This is a genomic window from Niallia sp. FSL W8-1348 (assembly GCF_038006745.1).
GTDB lineage: Bacteria > Bacillota > Bacilli > Bacillales > Cytobacillaceae > Niallia > Niallia alba.
This window is the reverse complement of sequence record NZ_JBBOVV010000001.1, coordinates 2,638,397-2,654,947: the sequence shown is the minus strand read 5'-3', so window position 1 is coordinate 2,654,947 and position 16,551 is coordinate 2,638,397. Positions and strand designations below refer to the sequence as shown.

15 protein-coding genes and 2 pseudogenes are annotated in these 16,551 nt (G+C 35.6%); 2 read left to right on the top strand and 15 right to left on the bottom strand.

Annotation, left to right across the window (positions count from 1 at the left end; translation table 11 throughout):
- Positions 1 to 67: 67 nt before the first annotated feature.
- From NST60_RS12675 to NST60_RS12645, 7 genes and pseudogenes are all read right to left on the bottom strand, one after another.
- Positions 68 to 1,090: an ABC transporter substrate-binding protein gene (locus NST60_RS12675; RefSeq protein ID WP_169189418.1), complete on the bottom strand. Its 1,023-nt coding sequence runs from the start codon at positions 1,088 to 1,090 to the stop codon at positions 68 to 70.
- A gap of 162 nt (positions 1,091 to 1,252) precedes the next feature.
- Positions 1,253 to 2,071, bottom strand: coding sequence for an ABC transporter permease (locus tag NST60_RS12670; RefSeq protein ID WP_016202589.1), 819 nt, complete (start codon positions 2,069 to 2,071; stop codon positions 1,253 to 1,255).
- Between the two features lie 18 nt (positions 2,072 to 2,089).
- A complete protein-coding gene (locus NST60_RS12665) occupies positions 2,090 to 2,857 on the bottom strand; it encodes an ABC transporter ATP-binding protein (RefSeq protein WP_212117788.1) in 768 nt (255 codons plus the stop codon).
- 315 nt (positions 2,858 to 3,172) lie between these two features.
- Positions 3,173 to 3,691, bottom strand: a complete 519-nt coding sequence (locus NST60_RS12660) for a hypothetical protein (RefSeq protein ID WP_224427741.1) — start codon at positions 3,689 to 3,691, stop codon at positions 3,173 to 3,175.
- Between the two features lie 12 nt (positions 3,692 to 3,703).
- A complete protein-coding gene (locus tag NST60_RS12655) occupies positions 3,704 to 4,261 on the bottom strand; it encodes a MurR/RpiR family transcriptional regulator (protein ID WP_318010499.1) in 558 nt (185 codons plus the stop codon).
- Positions 4,250 to 4,318: pseudogene (locus tag NST60_RS12650) on the bottom strand (hypothetical protein); the annotation flags it as partial. The pseudogene NST60_RS12650 and the gene NST60_RS12655, both read right to left, overlap by 12 nt.
- Before the next feature lie 19 nt (positions 4,319 to 4,337).
- A pseudogene (locus NST60_RS12645) lies at positions 4,338 to 4,610 on the bottom strand (PTS alpha-glucoside transporter subunit IIBC); the annotation flags it as partial.
- 221 nt (positions 4,611 to 4,831) lie between these two features.
- Here NST60_RS12645 and NST60_RS12640 point away from each other — a divergent pair.
- Positions 4,832 to 5,809, top strand: a complete 978-nt coding sequence (locus tag NST60_RS12640; protein WP_224427743.1) for a bile acid:sodium symporter family protein — start codon at positions 4,832 to 4,834, stop codon at positions 5,807 to 5,809.
- A gap of 343 nt (positions 5,810 to 6,152) precedes the next feature.
- Here NST60_RS12640 and NST60_RS12635 read toward each other — a convergent pair whose 3' ends face one another.
- From NST60_RS12635 to NST60_RS12605, 7 genes are all read right to left on the bottom strand, one after another.
- Positions 6,153 to 6,482: a PTS lactose/cellobiose transporter subunit IIA gene (locus NST60_RS12635; protein ID WP_016202596.1), complete on the bottom strand. Its 330-nt coding sequence runs from the start codon at positions 6,480 to 6,482 to the stop codon at positions 6,153 to 6,155.
- 21 nt (positions 6,483 to 6,503) lie between these two features.
- Positions 6,504 to 6,824, bottom strand: coding sequence for a PTS sugar transporter subunit IIB (locus tag NST60_RS12630; RefSeq protein ID WP_101729921.1), 321 nt, complete (start codon positions 6,822 to 6,824; stop codon positions 6,504 to 6,506).
- A 15-nt stretch (positions 6,825 to 6,839) separates the two neighbouring features.
- Entirely contained in the window at positions 6,840 to 8,276 is a 1,437-nt protein-coding gene (locus tag NST60_RS12625) for a glycoside hydrolase family 1 protein (protein WP_341099846.1), read from the bottom strand.
- Positions 8,277 to 8,388: 112 nt separating this feature from the next.
- Positions 8,389 to 9,696 carry a PTS sugar transporter subunit IIC gene (locus NST60_RS12620; protein ID WP_169189425.1) on the bottom strand — a complete coding sequence of 436 codons (1,308 nt, stop codon included), beginning with the start codon at positions 9,694 to 9,696 and terminating at the stop codon, positions 8,389 to 8,391.
- Positions 9,697 to 10,131: 435 nt separating this feature from the next.
- Positions 10,132 to 12,036 (bottom strand): BglG family transcription antiterminator, encoded by a 1,905-nt coding sequence (locus tag NST60_RS12615; protein ID WP_341099845.1) that lies wholly within the window; start codon positions 12,034 to 12,036, stop codon positions 10,132 to 10,134.
- A gap of 140 nt (positions 12,037 to 12,176) precedes the next feature.
- Positions 12,177 to 12,779, bottom strand: coding sequence for a DNA-3-methyladenine glycosylase (locus tag NST60_RS12610; RefSeq protein WP_224427752.1), 603 nt, complete (start codon positions 12,777 to 12,779; stop codon positions 12,177 to 12,179).
- Between the two features lie 100 nt (positions 12,780 to 12,879).
- Positions 12,880 to 14,238 (bottom strand): FAD-dependent oxidoreductase, encoded by a 1,359-nt coding sequence (locus tag NST60_RS12605; protein ID WP_224427744.1) that lies wholly within the window; start codon positions 14,236 to 14,238, stop codon positions 12,880 to 12,882.
- 251 nt (positions 14,239 to 14,489) lie between these two features.
- Between NST60_RS12605 and NST60_RS12600 the strand changes: the two genes are divergently transcribed.
- Positions 14,490 to 15,221, top strand: a complete 732-nt coding sequence (locus tag NST60_RS12600; RefSeq protein WP_205835683.1) for a hypothetical protein — start codon at positions 14,490 to 14,492, stop codon at positions 15,219 to 15,221.
- A 51-nt stretch (positions 15,222 to 15,272) separates the two neighbouring features.
- Here the strand turns inward: NST60_RS12600 and NST60_RS12595 are convergent, their stop codons facing one another.
- Entirely contained in the window at positions 15,273 to 16,292 is a 1,020-nt protein-coding gene (locus NST60_RS12595; protein WP_016202616.1) for a PTS transporter subunit IIC, read from the bottom strand.
- Between the last annotated feature and the right edge of the window lie 259 nt (positions 16,293 to 16,551).

Sequence of the window (16,551 nt, the reverse complement as noted above, 5' to 3'; positions counted from 1 at the left end):
GGGATTTTTCCTCCTCCCCACTAGTGGTTAGCTGCACTTATGGAATCTGTTTTAGCACCTGTTTCCTTTATTCCTTTGACAGTTTCTCTACAAATTGCATGTCAATTAATTCATCGTATTTATACCCTTCTGTATATACACCTGTTTTTTCCACAACATCCATTGGCTTTGCTACTGCTTCTTCTGAAATAAAGCCATCTTTACTCCATAATTCATCCGCATAGGCTCTATCTAAAGATGCTTGTAAGCTTTCCTCTAAAGTGGAAGGAAACTCTGCCTTTAACACTTTCATCGAAAGTTCTGGGTCTTCCTCTACTTTCTTTAATCCCTTTAATACTGCTCTTACAAAGCTTTCCACCACTTCTGGTTCTTTCTCAATGGTGGATTTCTTTACACTAACAACGGAATAAGGATAATCTCCTAAACTTGCGAAACTGTAAAACGGCTCTTTCCAAGCACCTTTTTTAATTCCTTCCGTGATTTGCGGTTCTCCTCCATTTGCAATATCTGCATTTCCAGATTCAACAAGGGAAACAACAGCACTTGCATCAGCTGGTTCTTCTAATTTAACGTCTTTTTCTGGGTCTAGCCCTAAGTCCATTAACAACCATCTAGTTAAAAGATTAGGACTTCCACCATAACGACCAGCAGCAATTGTTTTTCCTTTTAGATAATTTGCTAGTTCTTCTTTGTTTGTACTATCAATCGTAACCTCTGAATTTCCCATCAAGTAAACATTAGCGCGGTTTACAACATTTACTACTGACTGAATAGGATCAGAACTACCTAGATTGGCCATTTGCACTGAATCCGGTCCACCCATGACTCCCCATGCATCGCCACTGACAACAGACGTAACATGTGCTCCCCCTGTTGCCGTAATAACCTCTACCTCCAGTCCCTCTTCTTCAAAATACCCTTCCTCGATCGCGACATATAATGGAAGGTATCCAATTAAGTGAACTGGTTCAGAAATGACAAGCTTTCGTAAGCCATCCTTCGTTTCCTTTGTACCCTTATTTGAAGCACATCCAGCAAGGACTAAGACGATACTAAGACAAGCAAGTAGAAAAAGCCTGCACTTTTTCAAAGTAATGCCCCCTTTTTCACATATAAATAGAATGGAAAGTTTGTTAGTAGGTAGGAAAATGAAGATTAACCAGAAGTGTAATGTGGATAATGGAAATAAATATTCTATTTCATATATATGGAACCTTTTTTCTCTTTATGTTCTATTCAAGGGGGAAAATATTTAATCGATATTTCTTCCTCTCAAAAGTATCCTTTCTAGCCATACAGTAGCAAAATACATCACAATGGATAGGATGGATAACACAGCTACTCCAACCCAGACAAGATTAATATTCATAATTTGCCCTGCATATAGGATCATTCTACCAATTCCCTGTCTTGAGCTAATAAATTCACCAACAATAGTACCTGCTAAAGCTAAAGCTATGTTTATTTTCAGGCTGCTCACAATCCAAGGCATTGTCGTTGGGACAACAACTTTTGTGAAAACATGCCATCTCTTTGCTCCAAGTGAATACATTAATTTTTCTAAGTCCTTATCAACTGCCTTCACTCCACTATATGCAGCAAGAGCTGTCGTAATAATGGTCATCATAAAAGCAAGAACTACTTTGGAGCTAAAGCCTATGCCAAATAAAATAACAAGTACAGGTGCTAGGGCTAGTTTTGGTACTGCATTAAATGCAATTAGATAAGGCTCTGAAATACGAGAATAATAGTAGGACCACCAGAAGGAAAGCCCCAACAAGGCTCCAAAGAAAGTTCCTAAACCAAAACCAAAAATAGTTGCCCCTGATGTGTATAATAAATCACTCCATAAAGAACCTTCCGTCCAAGCTATATAACCTGTCTTCCATATGGTAGAAGGACTGCTCCAATAATAGGAGTCAATAATTTTCCATTTGGAAAGCAGCTCCCAGGCAAGAAGAAAAATAACCCCAAAGCTCCATTGTCCGATGCGAGTAAAATTCTTTCTTCTCTTAGCAATTGCTTCTTCATCCTCTATATAAAGAACTGTAGTATTTTCCTTTGATTCCATTTCTCCATTCCTCCCTCCTCATTCTGTTTCTTCATTTGATTTTAGTGCTTGTAGTACATATTCTTTTAATTGAATAAATTCAGAGTCTAGTAGTGTTTGTTCGTTTCTAGGTCTTGGTAAATGAATCGATACCTTTTCTTTAATCGTGCCTGGTCTAGGTGTGAGAATATATATTTCATCTGACAAAAAAATGGCTTCGTCTATATCATGAGTAATAAACAGAATCGTTTTCTTAAAATCTCCCCATATTTGTAAGAGCCATTCCTGCATAAGCAATCGCGTTTGTGCATCGAGAGCACCAAAAGGCTCATCAAGCAAAATAACATCTTGGTCATAAAGCAATGTTCGCAGCAAGGCAGCTCGTTGCCTCATTCCACCAGAAAGCTCGTCGGGAAAATGTTTTTCAAATCCTTCTAATCCATATCTCTCTAGTAAAGGTAGTGCTCTTTGAATTGCTTCCTTTTTTGGAACACCCTTTACTTCTAATCCCAAAATCACATTATGGAGAATATTTCGCCACGGGAGGAGCAAATCTTTTTGAAGCATATAGCCAACCTGCCCACTTTTTCCGACGATATCTTTTCCGTCTAACAAGACATTGCCTGTAGATGGCTTTATTAACCCCGCAATAATATTGAATAGGGTAGATTTTCCACATCCACTTGGACCAATAATGCTGATAAATTTCCCTTCCGGAATCTGCAAATTTGTATCCTTTAATGCGAAAAACTCCTTTCCATTTTTTCGAAAAACCTTACTACTATTCATAACCTCTAATTTATACAATTGCAGCCCTCCATTCTGAAATGTTCATTGTTTTCGATTATTTTTATAAAGAAATTTCTAAGCTTTCAATGAACGTCCCACACTTCTAAACTCGCTTCTTGCTATACTATATGTAAAAATAGGCGAATCGGATAATTATTATAAAAAAAAGAGTTAATCTCTAAAAAGGTTTTTTCTTATTTATCTTTAATACAGATACATAATGAGAGGATCTTTGCTTGAGGGTTTATTGAGGAAAAGCACCACTGAAGACCATATCTTACTGCATAGCAAAAAAGTGTCTTTTAATAAGACACCCCTTCTAGTCACAGCATTTTATATTCCACTAATTCGTAGGAACGCCCAAATACAGATAATGGACAAAAAGAAAAGGAATGCGGATAAACTGAAAAACAAATATATCGAATTACTTCGTGATATTTCATCTACTCTGTTCTTCCTATTTGAACTTTGTTTTCTAAAAGAGATTAACCCCCAGATAATTAGTACACATACAAGAATATTTCCCATTAACAATTCTGCAGCTGCCAATATAATATATGACCAAAGAACAAAAGGTGAATGCTTAACGAACGATCTCATTCCCAATCCAATAGCCAAGCTAACAAATGGTTGGATCATCGCAATAACAAATAATATTGTTATAAATGGATTTTGTTCTATATATTGTAAAAATGGCACGTTAGTCTGTATAGCCGCCAGATAAATATAGGCAAGAAATAAAACGGGTATCGCGTAGCAAATATATTTTGCAGTATTTAGAATAGCTGCCTTCCTTATCGGAAATACACTCTTTTGATTATTTATTCCTTTATCCGCAAATTTTACAAACATGTAAGCACCTCGCTATTTTTTTCTTTTGTGCTCCTTATATTCGAGATATTGACTTGCTAGTACTTCTCCAACGATAAAAAAAGAAGCTAATGATGTATAATTAATCCCACTGTTAGTTGGTACAGAAGTAGTAGTAGCATAGAGATTATGAGGAGTCATCCGTGCCAAATTATTATTTTTCATATTCGTAATCGAGATAAAAGGAATTCCCTTCGCAACAAGTTTTTGAATTTTCGGTATTAATGTTGGTGTATCCCCAGATAAAGAAATAATAATCATTAAATCGGTTGGACGAAGATCAGGTAAAATAACTTCAAATTTTGTCTCATCATGGATAATGGTTAAATAGCGATGTTGGACGATAAATGCACGTTGTAGCTCATGTGCCGCATTTAATTGGGCAGAACCTGTTCCATATACAAAAATTCTGTCCGATTTATCGATTACTTCACATATCTCATCAAAATTTTTATCCTGCAAATGTTTTAATGTTGCTTCTAGATCATGTGTTAAGGTTCCGATATAACTTTGACTGATTTCTTCCTCTTCGTCTTCCCACTTTAGAAACACACGAAATTCACTATATCCGCTAAAACCCATCTTTTGAGCCAATCGTAGAACCGAAGAGCGTGATACATTACGTAATAAGTGCTTCCATACAGGCTCGTGCGTGAGCTTTTTTGGCTAATGCAATGGGAATTCCTATTGCAAATAACAATGGCATTTGTCTTAATACAGCCCAAGCACCTTCACCAATAATAAACCAACATTGGTACCAAAGACTTTCGGGATCTGCTAGGGAACCCATTATTAATGGACTTTTAAAAAGAATTGTTAACCCAATTACTACACCAGCAAACGGAAAAAGCAGAACCGGTACATATAATGCGCCACCAAAACGCTGAACTTTTTGCATCATTACTTAAAACCTCCTAATTATTTTATTTAAATTTTCAGATCATAAATTTGCTAACGCTTTCATGTGTTAATATTAGCTTATTCTTACCTCTTTGAATATACGAATAATGTAAATTGCACCTAATCACTACTTTTGTGTTTTTTCACATCATATAAGAATTTTCCCACAACCCACTTTATTATTAAATGATAAATAGATAAATTTAGACTGGAGTCCTGTGCATGTTACAAAAAATGAATGCTTTTCTTGGGAAGTGGATGCCGCTTTTAACCCCTATTAGTGTAGTAATTGGTGTATTACTATCGGGCGTGCTGCATCATGCCGCTTTCTTAGTACCATGGATTTTTGCTGTCATGACTTTTATAGGTAGCTTGACATCTAACTTAAAATCAGTGAAATATACGATTACTCACCCACTTTCTTTACTCTTAACACTAGCTATTCTTCATCTCATCACTCCTTTATGGGCTTTTATGATCGGGCATCTATTTTTTCAAAATGATCCTTATACAATTACAGGTCTTACTTTAGCCGTTGTTATTCCTACTGGGATTACGAGTGTTATTTGGGTTAGCCTATATAAAGGAAACATCGCGCTCACACTCGCGATTATATTGCTCGATACATTGCTTTCTCCATTCCTAGTTCCATTGAGTATGAGTTTGCTTGTTGGAGAAGCTGTACAATTAGAGGTGTGGGGGATGATGAAAGGTCTCCTTGGAATGATTGTTCTACCTTCGATTGCTGGTATGCTTGTGAATCAGTTTGCATTGGAAAAAGCCAAAGCATGGAACCAGACACTTTCGCCTTTTTCCAAAATTGGATTAGCGCTTGTTGTTAGTATTAACAGTTCCGTTGTTGCTCCTTACTTACGAAATATTGATAAAAAATTTCTTCAAGTATCTCTTACTGTTTTTATCATTGCATTATCTGGTTACTTTTTTGCATGGATATTAGGGGTAATAACGAAGCGTAGCAAGGAGGAAATCATTGCGATGATTTATTCGGGGGGTATGAGAAACATTAGTGCTGGAGCCGTACTTGCTGTAGGCTTCTTTCCTCCAGCAGTAGCTGTTCCCGTTGTGATCGGGATGCTATTTCAACAAATCTTAGCGGCTTTATATGGCTATTTCATTAAACTAGTGTATGAAAAACCATTAGTTAGAAATGAAAAAATAAAGGAAGGGAAAATTTCATGAAATAGTTCCAAAAAATAAGGAGCTGGGACATAAGCCTTTTCAACCAAATAACCCCGAACGATTATACGTACATGCTAAGAAAAGTTTGTATAATTGTTTGGGGTTTATTCATTTTAAGAAAGAAGGTTTGTGGTGATCACCCGCAGCCTGCATACACTTCGCTTTCCATGGGCCGAGCGCCAAGCCTCCCATAGGAGTCTACGTGTATTCAGGCTGCTTTGTATTTCCTACTCATTATATTTCTTTTAAAAAAAGGATGGAACGAATTGGCTTCGCTACTAAATGAGAAATTGTTCGTCTTTATCTATTTATATTTTGTTTTGTCCCAGTCTCTTACTTTCCTTTATGATGTCTTATTTAAAATCATTCCACACATTTCAACCATTTCACTTGCCATAATCTTTAATGTTTCGGTTGTTAGCATTTGATCTTCTGCATGCATAAGAATCAGGGAAAAAGGCAATTGCTCTCCAGATGCTTCTCTTTGTATAAGAGAGGCATGGACTTTATGGATTTGATTATAGCTAGTTTCACCTTCTGTTATCTTTTGACGAGCTTCTTCTATTTCTCCCGCTCTTGCTATACGGATTGCTTCTACATAATTACTGCGCGCTTCTCCTGCATACGTAATAATTTGAAAAGCTGCTGTTTGCATTTCTTCTAAAGTATTCATTCCGCCACCTCTACTGACCCATTAATTTTTTGCTAATGATAACGCGTGGTCTAATATTTTCTCTCCATTTGCTGTACCGTATAGCTTTGTATCAATAACATCAACTGGAATCCCGTATGGTTTCGCCGCATTTTCAGCAGCTTGTTTCATAAAGCGTACTTGTGGTCCTAAAAGGATCGCCATTACACCCTCACTTGAAGTTGCTAATTCATCGGCAATTGCCCCTTCTGGAATAGCATAAACATCTATTTCTTCTCCTCTTGCCTTAATAGCTGTCTTCATTTTTGATACCACAATCGAAGTAGACATCCCCGCTGCACAAGCTAATATAATTCTTTTCATGATTGATTCCCCCTGTTATTTAATAAAATCATCATTTTTAACTGTTATTTCTCTCGTTTCAATGATTTGCTTATACCAATAAGCTGACTTTTTCATTTCTCGATTGCGGTTTTCCTCTAAGTTAATCTCTACAAGCCCATATCTGTTTTTGAAGGCATTCATGGGGGACACATTATCCGTGAAAGCCCAAAGCATATAACCTTTACAGTTTGCTCCTTGTTCGATTGCTTTTAATAACCATTTAAGATGTTCACTAATAAATTCTATCCGATAATCATCTTGGATTACTCCACGGTCATTCTTGTATTTAAATTCATTTTCCACACCCATTCCATTTTCTGCAACAAACCATTCTATATTGCCGTAATCTTCCTTCAAACGGATAGCCATATCAAACATAATTTGCGGATAAATTTCCCAGCCCCGGAATGGGTTCATTTTTTTCCCCGGCATATCAAACATTTCGTAATAATAGGATGGATGAAAAGGAGTATTTTCGTTCCATGCCGTTGTTCTTGCTTTGACCCGATGTGGATAATATAAATTAATGCCTACATAGTCAACCGTATTGTTTTTTATGGCAGCCAAATCTTCCTCTGTATGTTCAAATAGAATATCGTGTTTTTTCAATAGTGTTATTAACTCTTCCGGGTATGTTCCTTTAATTGATGGATCTAGAAACACACGATTAAAAAATAGGTCATAGATGCGGGCCGCATCTTGATCATGAGTAGCAGAAGACCTTGCATACGTAACTTCTGGATTCAAAATCACGCCGATTTTTGCGCCATGATCACGTAGCTGTTTTTGTTTAAATAATTCCACTACTTTAGCAGTAGCGAGGGCCTTATGGTAATTCCATTGCATCCATTTTCTTGTATTTTGCTCAAATGGATAACGAATGGCATCTAAATAAACACGAGTTTGTACAACAATAGGCTCATTGAAAGTAAACCAGTGCTTTACTTTATTTCCATATCGCTCCAATACTTTTTCTGCATATTTAACGAATAGATCAACAATATGTCTGTCATTCCATCCATCATATTTTTCGAAAAGAATAGCTGGCAATTCATAATGCTCTAAACAAATCATCGGTTCTACGCCTTTTTCTATTAGCTCATCAATGACATTGTCGATGTAAGCTGCATATTCCTCATCTACCACTGCATTTTCATAATCAAGCAGAAAACGAGACCAATTGATGGATGTCCGAAAATGCGTTAACCCAATTTCGTTCATTATATTAATATCTTCTTTGTATCGATTATAAAAGTCTGTGGCGATGCCTGGTCCATAGCCATTATGCCAAACATTTTTATTGTTTTTATACCAAAGATCCATATAGGAATCCTGTGAGTCTTTTTTTCCTGTCCACCCTTCTGTCTGCCATGCAGATGCTGCTGCTCCTAATATAAAATCTTCTGGAATAGCTTGTTTTATTTGTTCCATCATTACTCCTCCTTACTCTTTTAAAGCGCCTTGCAAATGCCTGTTAAATACATGCTTCCTAAGGCTCGACCATAAATCATAACCTAGCTTACCTGTTCCATTCCTCTTTTGATTATTCGTTTTCTGGAACAGTAGGGGCTTTATTTGCAATCAATACAAATGGCAAGTAAATAAGAACCGAAACAACAATACAAATGATTTGTGTAATAACGGCACCAACACTTCCTGCTGTTGATAAATACGCATTAATAATTGGCGGCGTTGTCCAAGGAACCATCACGACAGCCTTACCAGCAAAACCAGTAAGTGTTGCAATATAGCCAATTGTCCCTGTAATTAGCGGTGTAATAATAAATGGTATTGCCATAACTGGGTTCAACATAACTGGCAATCCGAATATTACTGGCTCATTAATATTAAAAACACCTGGTCCAATGGATAATTTAGCAATACTTCTCATTTCTTCTCGTTTCGATACGATAAAGATGGCGATTAATAAACCAATTGTTACACCTGAGCCACCAATGCTCATGTATACATCCCAAAATGGCATCGTAATAATATTTGGTATCTCTTTTCCTTCTTGGAAGGCAGTCATATTTACGGTAATGGAGGCAAGTAATAACGGCTCCCTTATCGGTTTTACCATTTGATTTCCATGAATACCAATCACCCAGAAAAATTGGGCAACGAACATGAGAATAAGAATTCCTGGCAGTCCTTGCATTACACTTTCTAAAGGTCTTTGTACAATGTTATATACTGCTTCATATAAATAAATCCCTGTAATTTTGTAAAAAAGAAATCCAAAAGTCGCAACAATCGTTACAGTTAAAATAGAAGGAATTAGTGCTGAGAACGAAGTTGCTACATTTGATGGGACACTATCTGGCATCTTGATTTTCAACTTATCTACTTTAGACAATTTGCAGTAAATCTCTACCGATATAATCGCGATAATCATTCCAAGAAATAAACTTTTTGGATCAGAAAACTGTCTAGCTAAAACATCAACTACCAATTGGCTTTTTTCATTGACAAGTAATTCAAGCGTTGTTGGAATTACAGATATATAGGACATCATCGCTAATATTCCAGGGAATAACGATTGATGACCATTTATCCGCCCGAGTTCAATACCAATGAGAAAAACAGCTCCAATAGTAAGAAAGTTTAACGTAGCATATTGAATTGCTTTCATAATTGGCTGATAATCAGCTAAAAAGGCAAATGCCTTAAAATGAGCTAATCCGCTCTCTGTTCCCATAACCATATTGGCGATCAAAACGGCAAACGCCCCAGTTATAATGACAGGCATTAAAGTAACAAATGCTTTTTTAATGGCCATAATATATTTTTGATTTGTAATTTTGTAAGCAACATTACCAAGGGTCTCTGTAGCTTTATCTTTAAAACTCATCGATTAACCTCCGTTTCTTATTTAAATGAAAATGATAGGAATCATGCATGACCATCATTTCTTGATTTCATTCTATTTGAAAAACGCTTTCATTTACATGCACTTATTTTCCACGTTAAACCGGAAATCGCTGACTCAAAAAAGGAACTCATAAACACGAGTTCCTTCAGACTGTAAACAAACTCCTAAATTGTAGAAATAAAAGTTTGTATATAATATATTTATTGATCCCTTTGAATAGGGAGGTTACTTTCCGCTCCAGGGGTTCGCTTTCCGTGGGGCTCGCGCTGAGCCGCTTCGGCCTTTGGCCAGCAGGGTCTAAGCTGTCTCGCTAATCCCACAGGAGTCTCACCCCTTCCACTCCAAGCAACGTATAAAAATTCCTTTAAACTTTTCAAAAATTCCTTTACTAAAAATTCAAATTATATTAGGTTACTATTGAACCATATTGACGATACATGCTTTAAATTCAGCAAATGACTTTACTTTTAATAGTTGATTCACTAAATAGGCATTTCCTGATATTTTAACTAATAACTGATATAATTTTTGAATATCTTTTTTATATTTCTTTTGTACACTTAATAAGAAAATAAATTGCACCTTATTATCTCCCCATTGAATTGGCTTTTCCAGTGTGCAAATGGATAGAAAAGTGCTTTCGGTGATTGGTTTTATTGGATGAGGAATAGCAACTAAATTTCCATAGCTGGTTGGAGCAATCTCTTCTCTTTCCATGATTAACTCAAAGAAATGGTCCGGAGCCATTCCGGCCTGAATAATCTCACTTGCTAAAAATGCTAGTACGTCTTCTTTCGTTTGAAAATCTTGTTGAAAAAAACTGAGACTTGGATGAAAATATTGCAATGTATTTTCGACTCTATCAACAACAATATGTTCTAATTTGCTAATGTCTTCTTCTCTTAAAATCGTATGTACATCAATAACTGGTATAGTTAATTCCCTTTTAATAGGAATGGTGCTGACAATAAAATCTATTGTGCTAAGATCATAGTTATCGATGGAAAACATATTAGCTGTTCCTACAATATCCAGTCTATTCCCAAAGGTAGATTGAAGTTTATGATACAGTAATTGAGCGCTTGCCACACCGGTAGCGCATACAATTAGACATCTTTTAACACTTCCCTTTGCCTTCTTCCTCTCTAGCGCTGCTCCAATATGCAAGGCCAAATAACCTATTTCATCCTCATTAATGTTCATGTTCCGATATCTACTTAAGAAATCCCCCATAATAACCGCTGCATCGAAGGACATTTGGTAATTTTTCTTTATTTCTGCAAGCAATGGATTTTTTATTGTTAAATCGTATTTATATCTATTAATCGCTGGCCTTAAATGCAAACATAAACCATAAATTAATTCTTCATCATAAGAAATGTCTAATTCTAATTGTTGCTCCACTTCCTGTAGCATCGCTTTCGTTAAAGCTAAAATATCCTCCTCTATCATATCGAGTATATTCTCCCTGCTATCAGATTGGTAAACTACCATTTTCGCACCTAATAGATGAATCGTTATATAGGCAATCTCTGACTCAGGAAAAGCAACTTGCAACTCGTTTTCTAAAAACTGAACAATCTGTGTCGCCACTTGAAATTCTTTCTTTTCTTTTAGAGGTTGCATTTCTTTTAAAGGCATAGAAACATAATTGTTATGTTGAATTCGAATACAAGCAATCGCAATATGTGTCGCTAAATTATTCACTCCAATATCTGAAAGAAAAATACCAGATCGCTTTGCTTGCTCCACAATAATCTTTTGGATTTCTTCTATGTTTTTATTAGGAAGAATAGACTTTGTTTCTTCTTGATCAAATACATATGCGGCAAGACAATATCGAAGCTTAGCCTCTTCTCCTTTTATTTTCAAGCCATAGTTTGGCTTCTTGTCCAAATCTAAGTTAAATGCCTGCAATAATCTTCTTACTTCCTTCAAATCATTTTTAATAGAGGATTCACTCACAAACAGCTCCTCTACAAATTGTTCAACTTTCAGGTATCCCTCTGCTAATAAAAGGCGTTTGAGAACATAGTCCACTCTTTCCTCTGGTTCTATAGGAATGGAAGTACTTAATTGATTTTCGTTCATTATTTTCGTTAAAAACGGTTTAAAATAATGATAATTTTCAATAACTAGTTCATAGCCCTTCTTTCTTACTAATACAACTTGCGCTCCATTATTTTTTAATACATCGGTTAATGCTTTTGTGTCACTTCTTATTGTTCTAGTCGTTACATTCAGGCTATTTGCTAAGTAATCACTGGATAAAGGTGCTTTTGACTGCATAAGCTGATGTAATATCTTTTGTTGTCTCATAGGTAACAATTAAACTCACTCCTTTTTAACCATTTCCTTTCGATCCCTTTTCTTTTAATCCCACTTTAATGATATTTCCATCATATCTTATCAGTCTATTATTAGAAAGCGGTTTCCACATTAAAGATTGCTACTTATTCTTAAAGCCAATATTCATTCTCGTGCAGGATATCTCTTTTTTTCATTCCAGAAACAAAAGGATGTCCTTTTACATAATATCGAAGAGGCTTAGCTGTCCAATCCTCCTTATTTGGAATTCCCACTCTCGGAGATATGCCAATTATCGATGGCTCCTTTCCCTCTGTAATACATAAGGATCCTTCATTTAATAATACGCCATCTAAAGCCTTTGTAATTTCCATTGCTTTCGTTAATTTACCTGGACCATTACAGACTGTTATGCCTGTTGCCTTTCGATTTTTTCCCATCTGAACTGTTCCTTGAAGGGGTTCAATTGCTCGAATAAGCACAGCCTGTGGATTCCCTGCTTCCTTTGTTACAATATTCAACATATGGTGCGTATGCATGGTGTAGACATAGACTGTCCCACCTATGTTATACATCGATTCTAATCTAGGTGTTCGTCTTCCAGCATAGCTATGACAAGCCATATCTTCCACACCAAGATAAGCCTCTGTCTCAACAATATAGCCACTATATGTATGTGTTGGTGTTTGGTGAATAAGTAATTTCCCTAAAAGTTGTCTTGCTATTTCCTCTGTTGATGGATTTATATAATCGATCATAGTCTCTCTCCTCATATATTTCTTTTAGTATACGTTTCTTTCCCCCAAAAAAGAAAGAATCATCCCTTTATGAAGAGATGATTCTTATACCTAACTTCTATTGCTCAACAAGTTCCTTCGGCTTAGCTAAAGCGGCTAATCCTGCCTGATTCAACGTATTCCACGGTTTATTAAAATGTGGTTGGAAGAAGAAATCGATAAAGCCTAATTCGTCAATGGTCATTTTTGTTTGAATACATACAGATAAAGTATTCATCATTTGCGTAACATCCGCTTTTGAAATTAATTGTGCTCCTAAAATTTGTCTTGTCTCTTTATGGAAAAGTACTTTTAAGCGAATTTCATGGAATGTCGGCATAAATTCTGGACGATCATTATCAATTACTTCTACTACTTCATAAGGAATATCATTAAACTTAGCAGTCAATTCTGTTAAGCCAGTAGATGCCATATTTAATCCAAAAATATGCAATCCAGAAGTTCCTTGTGTTCCCATATACTTTAATGGCTGCCCAGCTATGTTATGTCCTACCAATGTACCCATTCGAACAGCATTTGTTGCAAGGGGAATATATACCTTTTCTCCTGTAGGGTTGTAATTAACTGCACAGCTATCACCTGCCGCATAAATATCAGAATTGCTTGATTGCATATATTCATTAATTTTTATCGCACCATTTGGCAGTAAATCTACTTTTCCTTTTAACAGATGGGTATTCGGTCTGAATCCCACACATAAGATAACTAAATCCGTTTCATATTCGCCTTTCGTTGTATAAACCTTCGTTACTTTTCCTTGTTCATTTCCTTCAAATTTTGTTACCGTCTGTTGTAAAGCTAAATGAATATTACGCTCTGCAAATTCAGCCTCTACGACATCAGTAAATTCTTTATCTAAATACTTATTTAAGATTCGATCTTCACTATCAATTAACGTCACGTTTTTTCCATTTAACGCAAATGCTTCCACTAACTCGACACCAATATATCCAGCACCAATTACAGTGACATTCTTTACATTTTTGGATCGCTCAATAATTTCATTTGCTTGGTTATAGTTTTTAGAAAGCAAAATATTATCTAAATTAATGCCATCAATTGGTGGAATAATTGGCCAAGATCCTGTTGTCATCACCAATTTATCATATTGATCAATCTTTTCTTCTCCTGTATTTAAGTCTTTCACACGTACTTGTTTGTTTACTGTATCAATATCCAATACTTCATGCTCCATATGCATAGTTGCACCAAGGGATTTTAGCTCTTCTGGTGAAGAATAGAATAATTGACTCGCATCTTTCGCCACGCCACCAACATATAAAGCAATACCACAAGATAAAAAGGAAACATTATTATTTTTTTCATAAACTGTTATATCTATATTTTTATTTAAATTTGCTAACGTCTTTACTGCTGCTGTTCCAGCATGTGTACATCCAATTACAACTACTTTCATCGTTTAAAAACTCCTTTGTAATAGATTGAATGTGAAACACTTCACTTAATTAGTGAAAAAAATCACATATATTGTGACGCAATTCACATTTCGTTCACACCTTTATTATACATCGAATATTTCTTAATGCAACTATTTTGTGATCAAATTCACAAGAAAAAACGAGGGAATTTATTCCAAAATCAAAGCCCTTAATGGATAAAGGATAAATTGTTTGGAATAATATTATAAAAAATAAGCGAGAAATAAATATGAGGTTACTAACAAAATTCACGGTGCTTTTTGTAATATTATTTATGTTAATTCCATTAGAAACTTATGCAGTTGAAAAGAGAATTTCTAAAATTGTTACAAATCAACATAAAACAGAAGAAATACTTGTCGAGAGTCTACCTGAAGCAGGAATTAATTTGTATGCTACTGAAAGAGAAGGGATGTTAGAAAATTTTAGGTTACACTTATTAAGTGGTGACAAGTATCTCCCGTTTTGGTTTAATGTATCAAATCAGACTTATTGGCCAAATACTTTCTATAAAGACATTAATCAAGATGGAAAAAAGGAACTAATTTTTGTTTTAACAACAGGGTATGGAAATGATATTGTAAAACAAAATGTTCATGTATTTCATCAAATTAAAACCAATCTTGGTAACTCTTATAAAGAAATACTTGTGGATAATCCAATGGCGATTATTTTAAAAAATGTCAAAACAAAATTAACAAAAACAGAAGCAATTATTAATATAGGAACTAAAAAAACTGTTTTAAAAATAGATAAAATAGGGATTAATTCGAAAGACTTATTTCCAGATATATCAATTAGTAATATAAGTAAAATCGAAATTTTGGATAATAAATTGACTGCTATTATAGGAGCGACTATTTCGCCAGCAGGTGGATACGTAGGTGATTTTCATATTACATATACTTTTAAGGATAAGATGTACCAATTAGAAAAGATTAAATTCATCCCTAATAAATAAATCGAGCAGGGGGAAGGCACCTAGCCTTCCCTACTCGATTTATAACTAACTTTATTGTACCCTCATAGCCAAATCTCCCGTTTTAGCCCAACCTACACGAAGAATAACATAATAAAGAGGTAACGTAATCACAATTGGAAGTACCATGCCTACAGCAACATAGATTAAAAATCCGTGCAGTCCTTGTGTTGCTAGAACGCTAATCGGTGCAATTAAGGAATTTAATCCTAATCCCGCTAATTCGTAAGTTGCAGTAAATCCAAATCCTAGTGTAGCAATTGGTGCACAAATGATTGCTGCCACAAAAGGCGGAATGATTAATAATGGATTTTTCACTAAATTCGGGAACTGCACTTTTGGTGTAATAATTGATTGTGCAAGAAATCCTCCTAGATCATTTTGACGAAGAGACATTGCTGTAAATCCGACAAATTGTACGGTACAACCGATTAACGCCGCTGCACTTGAAACAGGATCCATTTGTAATGCAATTGCTAAAGCAGCTGATGATGCCGGAGTCATTAAAAGAATGCTCCATACTAGTGAAATAACCATTGGTGCCACTAGTGGATAGCCTTGAACAGAAGATGTAATTTGTGCGCTAATCCATTCCAGCATTGGCGTTGTTACTGCTGCTAATCCTACTCCTGCGATTCCTCCAACAAAAATGGCTGCCGCTGGAATTGCTACCATGTCTAAAATAGTTTTTCCATTAACCCATTTACCAACATATGTTGCGACGATTGCAGCTAGCACAGCACTAATTGGCTGTCCAGAAACTAATACCATCCCTGCATCTGTTGCATGTAAAGCATTTCCCCCAATCGTACTACAGACCATTGCACTAAAAATCACTAATGTGTTCCCACCTAACTGGTAGGCAATCCCTGCTCCAAATGCAGGTGCAAGCAACACCTTTGCTACTCCACCAATCTGGATTAATACATCCCAGCCAAATGCTTTTCCGATCGATTCTAATAGCAATCCCATTCCTAATGTTACAAGTACGGCATTAGACATTCCTGCTGAGGCTTTATACATTTGTTCCATGAAATATTCTTTATTCTTCATCGTTGTCTTCTCCTCTATTTAAAAAATAATCATCCTATCAATAAAAACAAAAAAACCTGTCCAATATTTGGATAGGCACCGTCAAACCTTACAAACTGTTTAGTGCCTTGTTTTAATAAACAAAAACTGGACTAAACAATTCCCGTTATGATAAAAAGGGATTATTTAATCCTAAGAGCATAATATGAGTATAATAATTAGTAATGTATTTGCTTTGATTTTCATGATATGCTCCTCCTAAACGGTTAATTATTGTTTA